The sequence below is a fragment of the Falsihalocynthiibacter arcticus genome (assembly GCF_000812665.2).
Lineage (GTDB): Bacteria > Pseudomonadota > Alphaproteobacteria > Rhodobacterales > Rhodobacteraceae > Falsihalocynthiibacter > Falsihalocynthiibacter arcticus.
In genome coordinates this window covers 3,155,640-3,171,241 of the sequence record NZ_CP014327.1, presented here as the reverse complement: position 1 = coordinate 3,171,241, position 15,602 = coordinate 3,155,640, and the positions used below count along the sequence as shown (strand labels likewise).

Genomic DNA, 15,602 nt, shown 5'->3' with positions numbered 1-15,602 from the left:
ATGTTCCTGCGCTTTTTCACCGAAATGCGCAGCCAGAATGTCCCCGTGACTCTGCGCGAGTTTCTGGTGTTTTTGCGCGGCCTTCAGGCGGGAATCGCGACCTATGACATCGAAACCTTCTATTATTTCGCGCGCAGCGCGATGGTCAAAGACGAACGCCACATTGATCGTTTTGACAAAGCTTTCGCGCTAAGTTTCGACGGCATCGCCGAGATTACGGACGCCCAAGTCCTTGAGGCCGTCGATATTCCGGCTGACTGGCTCGAAAAAATGTCTGAAAAGCACCTCACCGCAGAGGAAAAAGCCGAGATCGAAGGTTTGGGCGGGTTTGACAAGCTGATGGAGACCCTCAAAGAGCGCCTCAAGGAGCAGCAAGAGCGCCACCAAGGTGGCAACAAATGGATCGGCACAGGTGGCACCTCGCCCTTTGGCGCGCATGGCTACAATCCCGAGGGCGTACGTATTGGGCAATCCGAAAGCCGCCATCAACGTGCGGTCAAGGTTTGGGACAAGCGAGAGTTTCGGGATTTCGACGACAGCGTTGCCCTTGGCACGCGCAATATCAAAGTCGCGCTGAAACGGTTGCGCAACTGGGCGCGCGATGGGGCGAATGAAGAGCTTGATCTCGATGGAACCATCCGCGCTACGGCCCATAATGGATACCTCGATGTGATCACCCGGCCCGAGCGGCACAACGCGATCAAGGTTGTGCTGTTTCTGGACGTCGGCGGCAGTATGGACGCCCATATCAAGCTGGTTGAGGAACTTTTTTCCGCCGCGCGGAGCGAATTCAAACATCTCGAACACTACTATTTCCACAACTGCCTCTATCAAGGGGTGTGGCGCGACAATTCCCGCCGCTGGAACGCGCAAATCCCCACGTGGGATATTTTGCGCCGCTATGGATCGGATTACCGTTGTATTTTCGTGGGCGACGCGTCGATGTCCCCCTATGAAATCGCCTATAAAGGTGGTGCAAACGAAAATTGGAATGACGAATCTGGGCAAACGTGGCTCGAACGCGCCTGCGAGCAATGGCCAAATCACGTCTGGATCAACCCACTGGACCAGAAATACTGGCCCTATACCCAATCCATCGACATGGTTCGCGATATTTTTGATGACAAAATGGTTCCGATGAGTCTTGATGGGCTCACAAAAGCGATGAAAATCCTGACGTAGGCGAAAAATGTCCGACTATCTTGTCCGAAATTTGGTCTCATTTCTGTAATATTTTACCGCATCGACTTATTGCTCGAAGTTCACATAAGCCTCCGACCCCAAATCGCATATTCAACTATACACTTGGAAATGCGGCAAAAATTATACCTCCCTCCTCACCGTTGGTATTTCAAGTACGTCAACCCTTCCGAACCGTGCAGAAATGCAGATGCGACCTGCATTCACGCCCGCGCAACTATCCGCGCATGTTTGGTGCAGTCTTGCACAGCGCTACCTTGAAAAAAACACCCTTTTATGGTATTTTGCTTGAACGGTGCGAGGGCGTTCGATTTCAACCCCCTCACGAAAAAATATCTTAGTTTCTAATGACTAAGATCATTTTACTGTGAACGAAGCTCCCCTTTTTAAAGCTGCGAGCACCGCATATTTGTCTATCATCGAAACGCGGCAATGATTGCTGATACAGGATCTTGTCGCACACATATGGAGACTAACATGTTTAACAAAACAACTCTTTCCGCTCTGGCTCTTGCAGTAGCCCTTCCTTTCGCTGGTGCTGCTAATGCAGGCAACGATCAACTCGCTAAAATTGCAGGAGTTGAAGCTGGCGTTTATACAACAGCGGAATTGATCCAAATTGACCAAGCACGCAAAACTCAAGACGTTGAAAAACTAAATTTTTACCTCTTGGGTGAAAACCGCGTGTCGCGCGCAGACTACACTGGGAATGTAAGCGGTGGCGTCGCTGAATTGGCTGCTATCGAAGGCGTATCCACCAATGGATACACTGCTTCGACTCTCATTGAGCTTTCTGTTGCCGAAAACGAGAATGATCTGGAAAAAGTCGCGTTCATCAAAGCGCGCGCTGCAGGTGAAATCAGTGAGCTCGCACCAAATGCTGTGAGCCCTGGCAAACGTCAACTTGCTGCCGTCCTTGGCCTTGACCCTGCGTCCTATACAACTGCGGAATTGATCGAGATCGCCGACTGGTAAGCTACTTGGTTAATTACCCTGTAACGGAAAAAGAGGCGGAGTGGATGACACCCCGCCTCTTTCTATTTCAGCTATCGCGCAGAATTTAGACTTGCTCTACGGCCTTGCCAAATCTTGGTAAACGGGCCTTTTTAAAGAGTTTGCGGGTTTCGATATCCGTACCAGACAGACGACGTGCTTCTGTTGTTATCTCAGCTGCGATATCGTTCATTATTTTGGGATGCGTCGTACAAAACCCGCGCAGAAAATTATCGGGATCAAAGCGATCTAGCCCTTCTTCGGCTAGAATATTTCTGGGAAAATCTTTGCGATTCATCGTGACAATAGCATCCGCATGCCCTGCGATTGCAGCGGCAAAAACGTGAATGTCGTTGGCATCGGGAAGGTAAAGTCGGCGTTCAAGCCCCTTGGCCTCGGCGATGCAGGAACGCGGGAATTCCGCTTTTAAAACAGTTACTTCCCCACGAGCGATCATTTCGCCAACAGGGCCAAGCCGCGCCGCTGCCCGCGCCCATTCTTCCAAGATGCGTTCTGACCAAAGCGGCGTATAAAGCCCCGCACGCGCAGCCCCGATAAGGGCTGCACGCATAACGGTAGGATAGAGAACACAAGCGTCGAGAAGGATCTTAGACATCAAGGCGGAAAGTCAGCGCCTTGAGGTATCCACTTTCTGCCAAATGCGGCAAAAGCGGGTGATCGGGGCCGGCGAAATTCGTGCTGACCAATTGCATACGTCGACCAGCGCGGCCGATTCCACGTGCACTTGAGTTGCGGAACTTCTGGAGGTCTGCGGCGTGGGAACACGAACACACAACCAGATAGCCGCCCGGTTTTACCAAGGTTGCCGCAAGACGGGCAATCCGTTCGTAAGCGCGCAAACCTGCTTCGAGCGACTTTTTGGAAGGGGCAAAGGCAGGTGGATCACAGACAACGACGTCAAAGGTTTCGCCCTCTTCGGCCAAAGCGGCCAAGACGTCGAACGCGTCGCCTTTGCGGGTGGTGAATTTATCCTCAAAGCCACTGGCAACGGCCCCTTGGCGCGCGAGTTCGAGCGCGCCTGCGGAGCTGTCAACGGCCAGTGCCGATGTCGCGCCGCCTGCTAAGGCCGCGAGGGAAAACCCGCCAACATGCGAGAACATATCAAGGACTTTTGCGCCTTTGCTGAGCTGCTGGGTAAAGGCGTGGTTGGGGCGTTGGTCAAAGAACAATCCGGTTTTCTGGCCGCCCAGAATGTCCGCCATATAGGTGGCACCATTCATCGGCACAGGGATTGGCGCGTCGATTTCACCTGTCATTACAACAAGTTCCTCGGTCAGCCCCTCAAGGCTGCGGGCGCGGCCCGTGCCGTTTTTCACAACGGTTGTTACACCGGTGACCTTGATCAAGGCGGCACTCAATGTATCAAAGAGTTCTTCTGCCCATGCGGCATTTGGCTGAATCACGGCAACATCGCCAAAGCGGTCGATCACGATCCCTGGAAGGCCATCTGCTTCGGCGTGCACAAGCCGGTAAAACGGCGTGTCATACAGCCGTTCGCGATGATCAAGCGCACGGCGAAGCTTGGCCTCAAACCATGCCGCGTCAATCTTGGCCTCTGGATCACGGTCCAGAATACGGGCGATGATTTTGGATTTGGTGTTGAGTGTCACAACGCCCATCGGGGCGCGATTTGTGTCTTCGAGAATGGCCAAAGCACCGGACGCCAGCGCTTTTGTGCGGCGGTCTGTCACGAGTTCATTGGCGTAAACCCAAGGGAAGCCGTGGCGGATTGCGCGAGCTTCGGCGTTGGGTTTAAGGCGGATAATGGGATAAGAGGGATGCGTCATGCCCCCTCTTATGCGTAATTTTCAGCTATGGAAAGGGTCTTGCGCCCTTTGTGCTATGCGGCGTCGTCCAAAACGTTCGTGGAGGGGCTCACGGTAAACATTTGACCCGGATTTCCTTCAAGTCGTGTGCTCAACTGGGTCAACTCACGTTGCAAGACACCTGCAATATGGGAGGTAATACGCACCTTTTGCGTCAAACCACGTTGTTCCGCGGCAACGGCCCGCGCGCCACCATAGCCATTCAAGTCGGCCTTGATCACTTTTGAGTCCATCAGAAGCGTGCCCGTTTGAGAATCCCGTACATTCATGACGAATTTGATCGAATGAACACCGCCGACGGAATAGCGCGCCCGCTCGGTCAAGGAATGGAACCGAAGGACTTGTATGTCAACGACGACATGGCGCTTGCCGCTAAAGGCTTTCGCGCCGCGCCCCATTCCGGTTGTAAAGATAGAGGCAACTTGATCGTGGCGGTCGCCAAGCACATCACCGCGCCATACAATGTCGGCAAATGGGTAAAAAAGATGTGCCTCGGAGACCTTCAGCGATTCTGGTACAATAACGTTGACAGCATCAACGGAAAACACCGCTGGAGCCATAACAACTGGAAATGCGGGAGTTGTGCCACGGCTCACTTGTTCGGTGCCAGCACATGCTGAGAGTGTTAGGGCCACGGCAACAACGCATATAGCTTTGATAGATTTCATCTTTCACCTCCGGGCTTCTGCCCTGTTTTCTGCTCACATTAACTTTGGAGGTGAATTGGGGCGACAATGCGCAGGATACTGGGCAATTTCGCGCTTATGATGGGGTTATATCGTGAACTTCGTAGCCTTAGAAAACCAAAAAGGGTCGCGTTTTCACGCAACCCTCGACGGATCTTGCAGATTTAGTAGGTCTTACGCGCCTGTTGCGGCGGGCTTTGCTGCACCGCTATGCACAAGACGGCTCACGAAGGCGCCAATGGCTTTGACCATATCGCGTGTTGCTTGTGCGCGAAGGGCGCGTGCGCGTTTTTCAATTTCAAACATGTCGATTTTAGTATTGTTATTGATCACTAGAGCCATGGTAGGCCTCCTACGGATAAGTCGATAATTTCTTACCTTCCATTTAGGCCAACTGGCTTTGCGTGACTACAGATGTTTCGACATGCCCGACTTGCGTTTTTCGAATACCTTAGGAATGCGCGGGTATTGTCAAAATCTGGTGAACATGTCGAACTCTCTATTGTTAGCGCTAACAGGATGTGCTACCTGCCCCTATCACTTCCCTTTCCTCCTTGGCCCAAAGGATATGACATGACCGTCAACGCTCAACTCCAAGCTGTCACCGACCGTATTATTCAACGCTCCAAACCCAGCCGTGACATTTATCTGTCCCGCATGCGCCTTGCCGCCAGTGAAGGGCCGCGTCGCGCGCACCTCTCCTGTGGTAACCAAGCACACGCCTATGCGGCTATGGGCGATGACAAGGATACACTTGCCGCCGACCGCGCGCCCAACCTTGGGATTGTGACGGCCTATAACGACATGCTCTCGGCGCACCAACCGTTTGAGACCTACCCCAACCAGATCAAGGAAGCCGCGCGGTCTGTCGGTGCTACAGCACAAGTTGCAGGCGGCGTTCCGGCCATGTGTGATGGCGTCACTCAAGGCCAAGTTGGCATGGAATTGTCGCTCTTTTCACGTGACGTGATTGCCTTGGCCTCAGGCATTGCCCTCAGCCACAATACGTTTGACGCGGCGGTTTTCCTTGGCGTCTGTGACAAAATCGTTCCTGGAATGGTGATGGCAGCAGCGACCTTTGGCTACCTTCCAACGGTCTTTATCCCCGCTGGCCCCATGAGCAGCGGCCTCCCCAACGACGAAAAATCCGCCGTGCGCAAGAAATTTGCCACCGGAGAAGTGGGCCGCGACGCGCTTATGGCGGCGGAAATGGCCTCCTATCACGGCGCAGGCACCTGTACGTTTTACGGTACCGCGAACTCGAACCAGATGTTGATGGAATTCATGGGCCTTCACCTGCCCGGCGCGTCCTTTGTGCCACCCGAAGGTGATATGCGCGGCGTCCTTACCAATGCCGCCGCCAAACGCGCCCTTGAAATCACCGCCTTGGGCGACGACTACACCCCCGTTTGCGACATCTTAGACGAGCGTGCCTTTGTGAATGGTATCGTTGGCCTGATGGCGACGGGCGGTTCGACCAATCTTGTCCTCCACCTCCCTGCTATGGCGCGCGCGGCGGGAATTATCATCGAACTGCAAGACTTTGAGGATATTTCGGCCATCGTCCCCTTGATGACCAAAGTCTATCCAAACGGCCTCGCTGACGTGAACCATTTCCACGCGGCAGGTGGACTTGCCTTTGTGATTGGCGAGCTTCTGGCTGCGGGCCTCCTTCACCCTGATGTGACAACCGTTATGGGCCAAGGCCTTGCACCTTACGCGCTTGATCCCGTGCTTATTGACGGAATTGTTGAGTGGAAAACTGGCCCCAGCAAGAGCGAAAACGAAAAGATTTTGCGCCCCGCAACCAACCCATTCAACACGGCGGGTGGCTTAAAACGGCTCTCAGGCTCCCTTGGGACTGGCATGATGAAAGTCTCGGCGGTGGAGTCCGCGCGTCAAACCCTCACTGCACCGGCTCGTGTTTTCGCCAGCCAAGACGCCGTAAAAGACGCCTTCAAAGCGGGGGAATTCACCACCGACACGGTGATCGTCGTGCGCTTTCAAGGTCCCAAGGCCAACGGTATGCCCGAATTGCACGGCCTCACGCCCTGCCTCATGGTGCTGCAGGATCGCGGCCTCAACGTGGCGCTTGTCACCGATGGCCGCATGTCTGGCGCGTCGGGCAAGGTTCCGGCCGCCATTCACGTCTCGCCCGAAGCGGCCGTTGGTGGACCACTGGCAAAATTGCGCGATGGCGATATGGTCGAGGTTGACGCGATCAACGGCAAACTCAACGTCCTTGAGGAAGGGTTTGACGCGCGTCCCGTCGCACAGCCGGATCTGTCGGACAACGGCCACGGCATTGGCCGCGAGTTGTTTTCGGTGTTCCGCGATAACGTTGGCTCCTCCACTGAAGGCGCGGCGGTTGTCGTTTAGTTCGAGACACATTATAAGCCGCCATGCGGCCCAATATTCCTTTTAGGAGACCCCCAAAGTGACCCCACAAGACGCAAGCAAACGCGCCACCGAAATCTGCCTCTTGGCGCCAGTCGTCCCCGTTCTCGTTGTTGATAACGTGGCGCATGCACGCCCCCTCGCACAAGCCCTGATCGCGGGCGGCCTTCCGGCTCTCGAAGTGACATTGCGCACGCCTTGCGCCCTTGATGTCATCCGCGAAATGGCAAAAGTTGCCGGCGGCGTTGTCGGTGCGGGCACCCTGCTTACCCCTCAAGACGTCAAAAACGCCATCGCAGCGGGCGCGACATTTGGTGTGTCGCCTGGCGCGACGGATCTTCTTTTGGATGCCTGCGAAGAGTTGGGCTTGCCGCTGCTGCCCGGAATCGCAACGTCCACCGAGGCCATGCGTCTTTTGGAACGTGGCTATACCACCCAGAAGTTCTTCCCTGCTGAAGCCAATGGCGGCGCAAAAGCGCTCGCGTCTATCGGCGGTCCGATCCCACAGGTAAAATTCTGTCCAACGGGCGGCGTGTCCCTTGCGAATGCGCCCGATTATCTCGGCCTTTCCAACACGCTCTGTGTCGGTGGAAGCTGGGTCGCGCCGAAGAAACTCGTCGAAGCTGGCGATTGGGAGAGCATCGAAGCCCTCGCCCGCGAAGCCGCAGCGCTTTCCCGCTAAGACCCTAAATTCAAAAATCCCGCTGCGTACATGTGGCGGGATTTTACTAGGGCCGAAAATCCTCAATAAAAGCGCGTTGCTCTGCAGTATCTGGCACATCCACACCCCGTGCCTTTGAGACCTGAACAAGTGCTTCCTGCGCCGTCGCACCAAAACGCATCAGCACCCCACATGCCACCATCCCCGAGCGACCAATTCCCGCGCGACAATGCACCGCCACCGATTTGCCCGCCTCTAAATCGGTGCAAATCAGGCGCAAGATATCAGCGAATTGCTTACCATCCGGCAAGGCAAAATCGGCAATCGGCATGTTACGAAACTCAATTCCTTCTGCGGTACATTGCTCCGACTCACGGGCCAATCCTAGTTTGCCCGCCTCGACTGCTTCCAAAAGGGAAACAATTGACTTAACGCCCTTTTTTGCCAACACAGAAAATGCCGCACTCTCAGCCGGATGTGGCATGATAAAAAACGCTCCCCGCGCAGGAGTCGCGACGGCAAACACCTCAATCGTTGACACGTTACGTGCGACCAGTACGCCGCCCCGACCAGCCGCCACGGCGTCCTGTGACAGCGGGTTCCAACAAACTCTCCTTGAGAACCGTGAGCATGGGATGCCCCTCTGGACCCTGTTGATATTGCACATTTAGCGCCTCAAGCGCCTCGCGCGTATCCACATCAGCTGGTACACTCAACGCCCAATCGACAAACACCGAACGACATTCCGCGTCCGTGATGCCATCCATCGAAAAGCAATCTTTAATCAATCCCTTGGGATCAAATCTCGCATCAGTCATCAAGGGACTCCTTTGGTTGGCCAAACAGGTCTTCAATAACCATTTGGGCGGAATTCGCGGCTTCCGCAAGGCGATTTCTCATGTCATCGAGGCTTTCACACCCTGTTTCCCGCAAAAGAAAATGCACCCCGCCAACTCCGATGTCCTCAACATTCAATGGTCCCTCATTCAAAAGACGCGCCGCCGCTTGCAACTGCCACATCAATTGCCCCGCCTCCATAAGAGTTTGTTTTTGCGCAGGTAATAGATTTCCTGCCTGAATTTGCTCGGCGACGGAAAAGCCGGTAAATCCTGCCATCAGGGCCACCGCTTGCGCACAAAGTTCCACATCTTGCAAACGCCCTTCGCCGATTTTTGCGTCGTTGTCCCCCTGTGGAGTTTTTGCGACAGAAATACGCGCGCGCATCTCGGCAACCTGCGGAATCACCCGATCCGCAGCACCGTTTTGCCCAAGAACTCCCGCCCGAAAAACTTCAAACTCGGCCGCCAACGCCTCATTTCCGGCGACAGGTCGCGCCCTAGTCAGGGCCAAATGCTCCCAAACCCAAGCTTCCTCAAGTTGATAGAATTTGAACGCAGCCCAGTTAGTGGCAACGGGGCCAGCGCGCCCAGAGGGCCGTAACCGCATATCCACTTCATACAAACGCCCCTCCGCCATTGGAGCCGAAAGCGCCGTAACAAAAGCCTGCGTTAAACGGGCGAAATAGGTCCGCACCGCCAAAGGACGCCGCCCGTCACTTTCCTCAACATCTTGCGCGTCATAAATTACGATGAGATCAAGATCAGAGGCGGCATGAAGCCTGCGCGCGCCAAGGCTGCCCATCCCCAAAACCACGCCCCCACGCCCCGGAACCGAGCCATGTTTGCGCTCAAATTCCACCCCGACGACGGGCCAAACCTCGGCCAAAACTGCCTGCGCCAAATCCGCATATTGCTGGCCTGCTTCGTTTGCCGAAATCAATCCACGCAGGTGGTGGACACCGATCCTGAAATGCCATTCCTTCATCCAGCGGCGCACCGCATCCAACTGGCTTTCATAGTCGGAATAGCCCGCGAGCAAGACGGAAAGGTCGCCTTGAAGCGTCTCTAAACCCGGCCAAGCGTCAAAGAAACTGCCGCCAATAACCGCATCAAAAACCTGTGCATTGCTGGCCAGATATTTGGCCAAATTCGGGGCAATGCTCGAGATATCCAGAATAAGGTCAATAAGTTGTGGATTGGCCTCAAAGAGCGAGAACAACTGCACCCCAGCAGGCAATCCCGCTAAAAACCCATCGAATTGCCTCAAGGTTTGCTCAGGATACGCCGAGGCCATCACGCGTGACAGTATCTCGGGCTTCAAGCGTTCAAATATATGCACCGCGCGCGAGGACCGTAACGCGGGATAACTCGGCCACCCCGCCATCACATTCTTCATCTCGGCGCTCACTTCGGGAGCCGCGCGGGCTTGCGTGGGCGCAAAGAAACTCTCGGTCAAGTCATGGACCTCTTCCAACCGCTCGCGAATTTCGCGTTTCAAAACAGAGACATCGCCCTGCCCCATGAAATTTGCCAACCGTTGAAACCCTTTCTCGGTCTTTGGGAGGGTGTGGGTTTGGGCGTCGGAAATCATTTGCAAACGGTGTTCAACTTCGCGATGGTCCTTATAATGTGTGGCCAAAATCTTGGCCGTCTCTGACGGAATCCAATCCTTTTTTGCCAATTCCCCGAGCATCGCAACCGTGCCCCGCCCGCGCAATTCACGATCGCGCCCCCCTGCGATCAACTGGCGGGTTTGGGTGAAAAACTCGATTTCGCGAATACCCCCGCGACCCAATTTCATATTGTGTTCCGGCAGGGTAATCGCGCCCGTAAACCCGTTATGCGCGCGAATTTTGAGGCGAATATCATGAGCGTCTTGGATCGCGGCAAAATCCAGATGCTTACGCCACACGAAAGGGACCAGTCGTTCCAAATAGGCCTCGCCCGCCTCAATATCCCCCGCTGCGGGGCGCGCTTTGATATGGGCGGCGCGTTCCCAAGTGCGCCCCATGCTCTCGTAATAGCGCTCGGCGGGGTCCATCGCCATACACACGGGCGTCGAACTTGGGTCAGGCCGCAACCGCAGATCGGTGCGAAACACATATCCGTCGCCCGTGACCTCCGAAAGCAGCGTTGCCATCCGGCGAGTCGCACGAATAAGGCTGGTGCGGGCGTCGAAATAGGAGTCATCTTCGTATTGGCTTTCGTCGAACAGGCAAATGAGGTCAATATCGGAGGAGTAATTCAACTCCCCCGCGCCCATTTTCCCCATCGCGAGCGCAACCATGCCGCCCGTAATTTCCTCGGAATCGCGCGCAAATCCGGGGAGTTTTCCGCGCCGCGCTTCTTGGGTGACTGTCGTGCGGATCGCGCGGTCAACGGCGGTATCGGCCAAATCCGTAAGGGCTTGAGTGACCTGCGCCAAATCCCAAACGCCGGCCAAATCCGCAAGCCCCACCAACAGCGCAATACGGCGTTTCCCGCGGCGCAATCCAGCGGCCATTTCATCGGGCGCAAGGGCTTTCAAGTCGTCCAAAGCCAGTGCCAAAGCCTCCTCTGGCGAACCATTAAGCGCAGGCGAAATCCAATGGGATTCGCGGCACATTAAGCTAAACAAATAAGGCGAACACCCCGCGGCCCCTGCGATCAAATCCCCAAGGGGCCCCGTCACATCTGGCAAGGCCGCGCGCGCGTCAATTCCGCGATCAGGGTCAAAAGGAATCGGCGCGCGGGTCATACGATTTTGAAATGTCATTTTTTGATCGTGCGGGGAATGGCGGGAGGGTCAATAAGCCTTGTGGACCCTTAAGAGATTTGAGGCATTCCCCGATGAACAAAAGTTTAAAACGTGTCCGAGCGGCCCTCCAAACCGCTGGCCTGAAAGTCGAAATTCTTGAAGTGAGCAAAGGCATCCGCACCGCGCAAGCCGCAGTAAATGCAGCGAGTTGTGAGGTGGATCAAATCGCCAAATCGATCATTTTTCGAAATGAGGAGGACGGCTCAGCAGTGATTTTTATCACGGCGGGCGGCAAGAAAATCTGTTTGATTAAGGCCAGCGCCCTCTTGAGGCCTCGTTGGGAAAAGCGGACGCAAAACACATTCGCACCCAAACAGGGTTCGCGATTGGCGGCGTCTCTCCGATTGGGCGCCTTTCCCAACCACGTGCGTTTTTGATCCTCGACTCCTAGATGTAGCTTGACACCGTAACTTGCAGTAAGCGGGAACAAGTGGGATGATGCGGTGGTAGGCCTTATTTAAAAGGGCTAATCGAGAGGTCGTGCAACTAAAAAACTGACATTACATAAAGTCTTGCAGTCGAGCGTTAAATAAGGGTTTTATGGGGCTTCAAGCAGCCGCATAACCGGCAATTGAAGTCGAAAATTCCTTCTGAACTGGAAAGAGATTTGGGGCTTAATTTAGCGCAAATCAAGGGGATCGACACTATTGGCGGCGATCTCAACCGGTCGACGCAACACACTCTGCGAACTTCTCTGCTGGCGTTTGATATTGCAAGGTCTTGCGAGGGCGTTCGTTGAGTTGCCTTGCGATTGCACTGAGCTTTGCTTGGGAATGGACCGATAAGTCGGTACCGCGCGGCAAATACTGCCTCAAAAGCCGGTTGGTGTTTTCGTTTGATCCGCGTTGCCAAGGCGACTGTGGGTCGCAAAAGTAGACATCAACATCCGTGGCCAACGTAAAGCGCGGATGATCTGCCAGCTCTTTTCCGCGATCCCATGTCAGAGATTTGTAAAGCTCACGGGGCAGCTTCTGAGCCGACTTGATCAGCGCCGTGACGACACTCTCGGTGTCTTTGTTGGCGACTTTAACCAGCATCACGTACCGTGAATGCCGCTCAACGAGGGTTGCGATATAGCTGTTCTTGGATCCGCCAATCAAGTCGCCTTCCCAGTGGCCCGGAACGGCCCGATCTTCGACGGACGCAGGCCTTTCGCTGATAGATACAGCATTCTTAATCTGGCCATTCCCGTTGCGCTTCTGGCTGGCGTGTTTGGAGCGCCTGACAGTCCGTCTTGCGCGCAGATGCTCCAGGAGTTCCTTTTTAAGGACGCCTCGCGCCTGTATATAAAGGCTTCTGTAGATCGTTTCGTGTGACACCTGTTTGTGTGCCTCTCCTGGGAAAGCGCGTTTGAGCCAGCCCGCAACCTGCTCGGGAGACCACTTGCGCCGCAGCTTTGCTGATACTGCGCAGGCCAACTTCGGGTGACAAGCCAGCTTGCAAATCTTGGGACGCCGCGCGCGATCCCACGCCGCTTGATCAGACGCGATTGCACGATAACCTGCAAGGCCACCATTGCGCCGCACCTCTCGGCTGATCGTCGAGGGCGCACGTCGCAACTGATGCGCAATCGCACGCAAGGACTGCTCGGTGCTCAGCCCGCGGGATATTTCCTCGCGCTCAGAAAGGCTCAATGCAACGTGCCCGCGTCTGCGATCTGGTGGGCGTATCCCACCCGTTGGTGAGATCACGGAAAAGACTGAGGATGATTGGCGATCAAAAACGCGCCCAATCGACCTCATCGACTCGCCTCGCTGCCACCAATCCCAAATCTCAGCACGCGGTTCAGTTGAATAATAAATCCTACGACGATATTTCATGGCAAACACTCCATCTCTTCCTAAAGATTAAAGTGTTGCGTCGACCAGTTGAGGCCACCGCGGAAACGGGTCATTCGCTGTGGTCTGCAAAGTGGAACCAAGACGGACTCTCAGCGTTTCTGGCGAAAGTCAGCTTTCCTGAAATCAGAGCGCATGAAAGCCAACGCGTTTGCGACTTTCATTGGTCTTCAGCGAGAAGTCTGTTCCTGCAAATTCGCCCCCCCTCCGGCCCACACAGGTAACCGATTGTGTAGGCGCCCCATTCGGGCGGGATATGGGTAGTCGGGTCAAGCTGGCGACGTGTCAACGGTGACGGGTTTCAGGATGGTGACAAGCTTTGGATAAGCCCTTTCACCATCTATCGCGGCACCCCAACAGGCCGGACCGATTTCAAGAGCGTTTCGCCAAAGTACGTCCGTGATAAATTCATGCAATCAAATTACAAAAAGCAATGGAGCGCGGTGCGGAACCTTTGGAAAGCCCATCATTTAAGGTTCCCTGATACGATCAACAGTTTCGCTAATACCAATTCAAGTGGGACAGGTGTTTCCTCGGTTGATAATAACGACGTTTTCGCTGGGGTTTCGAGATCAATTAAAACTGTTTGGACGAACGGCGGCGGCGTTGAGAAAATGCGGATTTATTGGCACGCGATCAACGGTTGCGATTTTAACGCAGGCGACGTTTTGCAGATGGCTTTCTTGTTCAAGTCGGACTTGGCACTCAGGTTTAGATTTGACCAAGGCGGGGTGCAGCACTGGTTTACGGTAGAAGTTGGTAAAGAATATTTGTTTGAATTTACCGATACGGTGGCAAGTGACGCAACCAGTGCATCTTACCCGTTCTATACGATTGACCAGGCCTATACGGGCGGCACATTCTGGGTGTCTTGCCCGCTGTTTTACAAAAGACGCGAAAAAATCACATGGGCAATGGTGCAGCAAAACGATTATGTCGCGAAGCCTTTGACCGCCCTATTCGATAAAAAGCTAAGTGCTCTTGGCTATAGCATGACGGTCAACCGTCAATGGACGCGGGATATCGTGGATCATGTGAGTATGCTCTATGACAGCAACGAAACCCATTATGGCACGGATGGGCATTTAGCGACTGCGGCGGGTGGGATCACGGTTTTGCCGATTGAAAGCGCAAACAATGGAACGGTTGGATCTATTTATCACCGCGCGAAGGATCTCGCTTTTTATGCGCCTGATGTTATCAATATTTTTGGCGGCATAAATGACAAGGGGTATATCCAAAGCGCAACGAGGGCCGGTAAAGTGCCGGTTGGCACCGCCGCCGATGGTGCTTTGACCGATCTAACCTATGTGACAGCGGCGGAATATACGGCGGGCACTTAATGAAGTTATTCGTGGTCTTGGGAAGCGTTACGGGTGCCAAATCATTGATCTTGAATTTAACGCGAACATGCCAGCTTTCAATTTCCGCGATAATCTTTGGATCACAAGCGATGGTACGCATTTAAACGCGAGCGGAAACGAGTGCATTGCCGAATGCTGGTTGAGGACCATGGGAGTTTTGTGAAGTTTACTGGATTTGATGTCTGGCACGAACAGTCAGAAATGGGGGAGCAGCGCTCCCCCTATTTAACGACCGTTTAAACTTTGCGGGTTGGCGAGCCACTTAAACGGTTCTACTAATCAGAAAAACGTTTTGCTGCAGATATCTCTGTCAATCACTGCAAGAATCCCTGTCGAGCTACAACAGTTTGGGCTGTCGCAGGTACACCGCACCATGTTTTCTCGGCAAAATCACAGGAAATTATTGAAATTTTCTACGCGCAACATACTGATTTGATTTAGTAAATCAAGTTAATGTAAAAAAGATTTACATTAGGTCTTGCGCTTTTCTCAAAACTCCCCATTTCTATTGATGTGAAACACATTAACATCGACCCCAACAAATGGAGACAGATATGACTTCCGCCACCGCATGGCCCTCACAAGCAGAAACATGGCTTGACGAAAAAGGCAAAGGCGCCTGGATTGCCGCTATGGTTCTTGGATTTATCTTTTTTTGGCCCGTCGGCCTCGCCCTACTTGCTTATATGATCTGGAGTAAACGTATGTTCAAATCAAAATCACGTGGCGGTTGCCGCGCACATTCACACCGTCATTCGCATGGCTTCAGCAGCACAGGCAACTCAGCCTTTGACGCTTACAAAGCCGATACGCTGTCGCGCCTCGAAGAAGAGCAAGTCAATTTTGAATCCTTCCTAGAGCGTCTTCGTGAAGCAAAAGACAAATCCGAATTCGACACGTTTATGGATGAACGCGCCAAAAAGGCACAGTCGCCTAAAAACACCGACAAAGATGCCCCCATCGAGTTGTAATTAACCCCG

Annotated in this window: 15 protein-coding genes; 7 read left to right on the top strand and 8 right to left on the bottom strand. The window is 54.0% G+C overall.

All coding sequences use genetic code 11. The features are described from left to right. Together RC74_RS15640 and RC74_RS15635 are read left to right on the top strand one after the other, a co-directional pair. On the top strand, positions 1–1,182 hold the full coding sequence (locus RC74_RS15640) for a vWA domain-containing protein (protein ID WP_039002192.1): 1,182 nt from the start codon (positions 1–3) through the stop codon (positions 1,180–1,182). A gap of 495 nt (positions 1,183–1,677) precedes the next feature. Next, on the top strand, positions 1,678–2,175 hold the full coding sequence (locus RC74_RS15635; protein WP_039002191.1) for a hypothetical protein: 498 nt from the start codon (positions 1,678–1,680) through the stop codon (positions 2,173–2,175). Between the two features lie 85 nt (positions 2,176–2,260). Here the strand turns inward: RC74_RS15635 and RC74_RS15630 are convergent, their stop codons facing one another. The 4 genes from RC74_RS15630 to RC74_RS22315 all read right to left on the bottom strand — a co-directional run bounded on the left by RC74_RS15630 (position 2,261) and on the right by RC74_RS22315 (position 5,068). Continuing rightward, positions 2,261–2,809: an RSP_2648 family PIN domain-containing protein gene (locus tag RC74_RS15630; RefSeq protein ID WP_039002190.1), complete on the bottom strand. Its 549-nt coding sequence runs from the start codon at positions 2,807–2,809 to the stop codon at positions 2,261–2,263. Continuing rightward, complete coding sequence (locus RC74_RS15625) at positions 2,802–4,001, bottom strand: RSP_2647 family RNA methyltransferase (protein ID WP_039002189.1); 1,200 nt, start codon at positions 3,999–4,001, stop codon at positions 2,802–2,804. Before RC74_RS15625 ends, RC74_RS15630 begins: the two co-directional genes overlap by 8 nt. Before the next feature lie 53 nt (positions 4,002–4,054). Then, entirely contained in the window at positions 4,055–4,708 is a 654-nt protein-coding gene (locus RC74_RS15620) for a DUF6778 family protein (protein WP_156477497.1), read from the bottom strand. Between the two features lie 192 nt (positions 4,709–4,900). Continuing rightward, positions 4,901–5,068, bottom strand: a complete 168-nt coding sequence (locus RC74_RS22315) for an RSP_7527 family protein (RefSeq protein WP_156477496.1) — start codon at positions 5,066–5,068, stop codon at positions 4,901–4,903. A gap of 231 nt (positions 5,069–5,299) precedes the next feature. On the opposite strand from RC74_RS22315, the gene edd reads away from it, so the two are divergent. Beyond that, positions 5,300–7,105: a phosphogluconate dehydratase gene (gene edd, locus RC74_RS15615; protein ID WP_039002188.1), complete on the top strand. Its 1,806-nt coding sequence runs from the start codon at positions 5,300–5,302 to the stop codon at positions 7,103–7,105. 58 nt (positions 7,106–7,163) lie between these two features. After that, positions 7,164–7,805 carry a bifunctional 4-hydroxy-2-oxoglutarate aldolase/2-dehydro-3-deoxy-phosphogluconate aldolase gene (eda, locus tag RC74_RS15610; RefSeq protein ID WP_039002186.1) on the top strand — a complete coding sequence of 214 codons (642 nt, stop codon included), beginning with the start codon at positions 7,164–7,166 and terminating at the stop codon, positions 7,803–7,805. A 46-nt stretch (positions 7,806–7,851) separates the two neighbouring features. Here eda and RC74_RS15605 read toward each other — a convergent pair whose 3' ends face one another. Genes RC74_RS15605 through RC74_RS15595 form a run of 3 tightly spaced genes read right to left on the bottom strand, consistent with a single transcriptional unit; the run spans position 7,852 to position 11,378 of the window. After that, positions 7,852–8,364, bottom strand: a complete 513-nt coding sequence (locus RC74_RS15605; protein WP_169798745.1) for a protein-tyrosine phosphatase family protein — start codon at positions 8,362–8,364, stop codon at positions 7,852–7,854. Further along, complete coding sequence (locus tag RC74_RS15600) at positions 8,327–8,602, bottom strand: hypothetical protein (RefSeq protein WP_039002185.1); 276 nt, start codon at positions 8,600–8,602, stop codon at positions 8,327–8,329. The genes RC74_RS15605 and RC74_RS15600 overlap by 38 nt, the downstream gene beginning before the upstream one ends. Beyond that, complete coding sequence (locus tag RC74_RS15595) at positions 8,595–11,378, bottom strand: [protein-PII] uridylyltransferase family protein (RefSeq protein ID WP_039002184.1); 2,784 nt, start codon at positions 11,376–11,378, stop codon at positions 8,595–8,597. The genes RC74_RS15600 and RC74_RS15595 overlap by 8 nt, the downstream gene beginning before the upstream one ends. 74 nt (positions 11,379–11,452) lie before the next feature. Here RC74_RS15595 and RC74_RS15590 point away from each other — a divergent pair, with 74 nt between their 5' ends. Next, positions 11,453–11,797, top strand: coding sequence for a YbaK/EbsC family protein (locus RC74_RS15590; protein ID WP_052274817.1), 345 nt, complete (start codon positions 11,453–11,455; stop codon positions 11,795–11,797). 282 nt (positions 11,798–12,079) lie between these two features. Here RC74_RS15590 and RC74_RS15585 read toward each other — a convergent pair whose 3' ends face one another. Then, the gene (locus tag RC74_RS15585; protein ID WP_062628233.1) at positions 12,080–13,240 is read right to left on the bottom strand and encodes an IS30 family transposase; all 1,161 of its coding nucleotides are present in this window, start codon (positions 13,238–13,240) and stop codon (positions 12,080–12,082) included. A gap of 428 nt (positions 13,241–13,668) precedes the next feature. Between RC74_RS15585 and RC74_RS15580 the strand changes: the two genes are divergently transcribed. Together RC74_RS15580 and RC74_RS15575 are read left to right on the top strand one after the other, a co-directional pair. Next, a complete protein-coding gene (locus tag RC74_RS15580; protein ID WP_039004334.1) occupies positions 13,669–14,601 on the top strand; it encodes a hypothetical protein in 933 nt (310 codons plus the stop codon). Positions 14,602–15,176: 575 nt separating this feature from the next. Next, positions 15,177–15,593 (top strand): DUF2852 domain-containing protein, encoded by a 417-nt coding sequence (locus RC74_RS15575; RefSeq protein ID WP_039004335.1) that lies wholly within the window; start codon positions 15,177–15,179, stop codon positions 15,591–15,593. Positions 15,594–15,602 lie beyond the last annotated feature (9 nt).

Coding starts and splice junctions, on each gene's coding strand:
- RC74_RS15640 (WP_039002192.1), top strand. CDS start 1: ATGTTCCTGCGCTTTTTCACCGAAATGCGCAGCCAGAATGTCCCCGTG.
- RC74_RS15635 (WP_039002191.1), top strand. CDS start 1,678: ATGTTTAACAAAACAACTCTTTCCGCTCTGGCTCTTGCAGTAGCCCTT.
- RC74_RS15630 (WP_039002190.1), bottom strand. CDS start 2,809: ATGTCTAAGATCCTTCTCGACGCTTGTGTTCTCTATCCTACCGTTATG.
- RC74_RS15625 (WP_039002189.1), bottom strand. CDS start 4,001: ATGACGCATCCCTCTTATCCCATTATCCGCCTTAAACCCAACGCCGAA.
- RC74_RS15620 (WP_156477497.1), bottom strand. CDS start 4,708: ATGAAATCTATCAAAGCTATATGCGTTGTTGCCGTGGCCCTAACACTC.
- RC74_RS22315 (WP_156477496.1), bottom strand. CDS start 5,068: ATGGCTCTAGTGATCAATAACAATACTAAAATCGACATGTTTGAAATT.
- edd (WP_039002188.1), top strand. CDS start 5,300: ATGACCGTCAACGCTCAACTCCAAGCTGTCACCGACCGTATTATTCAA.
- RC74_RS15600 (WP_039002185.1), bottom strand. CDS start 8,602: ATGACTGATGCGAGATTTGATCCCAAGGGATTGATTAAAGATTGCTTT.
- RC74_RS15595 (WP_039002184.1), bottom strand. CDS start 11,378: ATGACATTTCAAAATCGTATGACCCGCGCGCCGATTCCTTTTGACCCT.
- RC74_RS15590 (WP_052274817.1), top strand. CDS start 11,453: ATGAACAAAAGTTTAAAACGTGTCCGAGCGGCCCTCCAAACCGCTGGC.
- RC74_RS15585 (WP_062628233.1), bottom strand. CDS start 13,240: ATGAAATATCGTCGTAGGATTTATTATTCAACTGAACCGCGTGCTGAG.
- RC74_RS15580 (WP_039004334.1), top strand. CDS start 13,669: ATGCAATCAAATTACAAAAAGCAATGGAGCGCGGTGCGGAACCTTTGG.
- RC74_RS15575 (WP_039004335.1), top strand. CDS start 15,177: ATGACTTCCGCCACCGCATGGCCCTCACAAGCAGAAACATGGCTTGAC.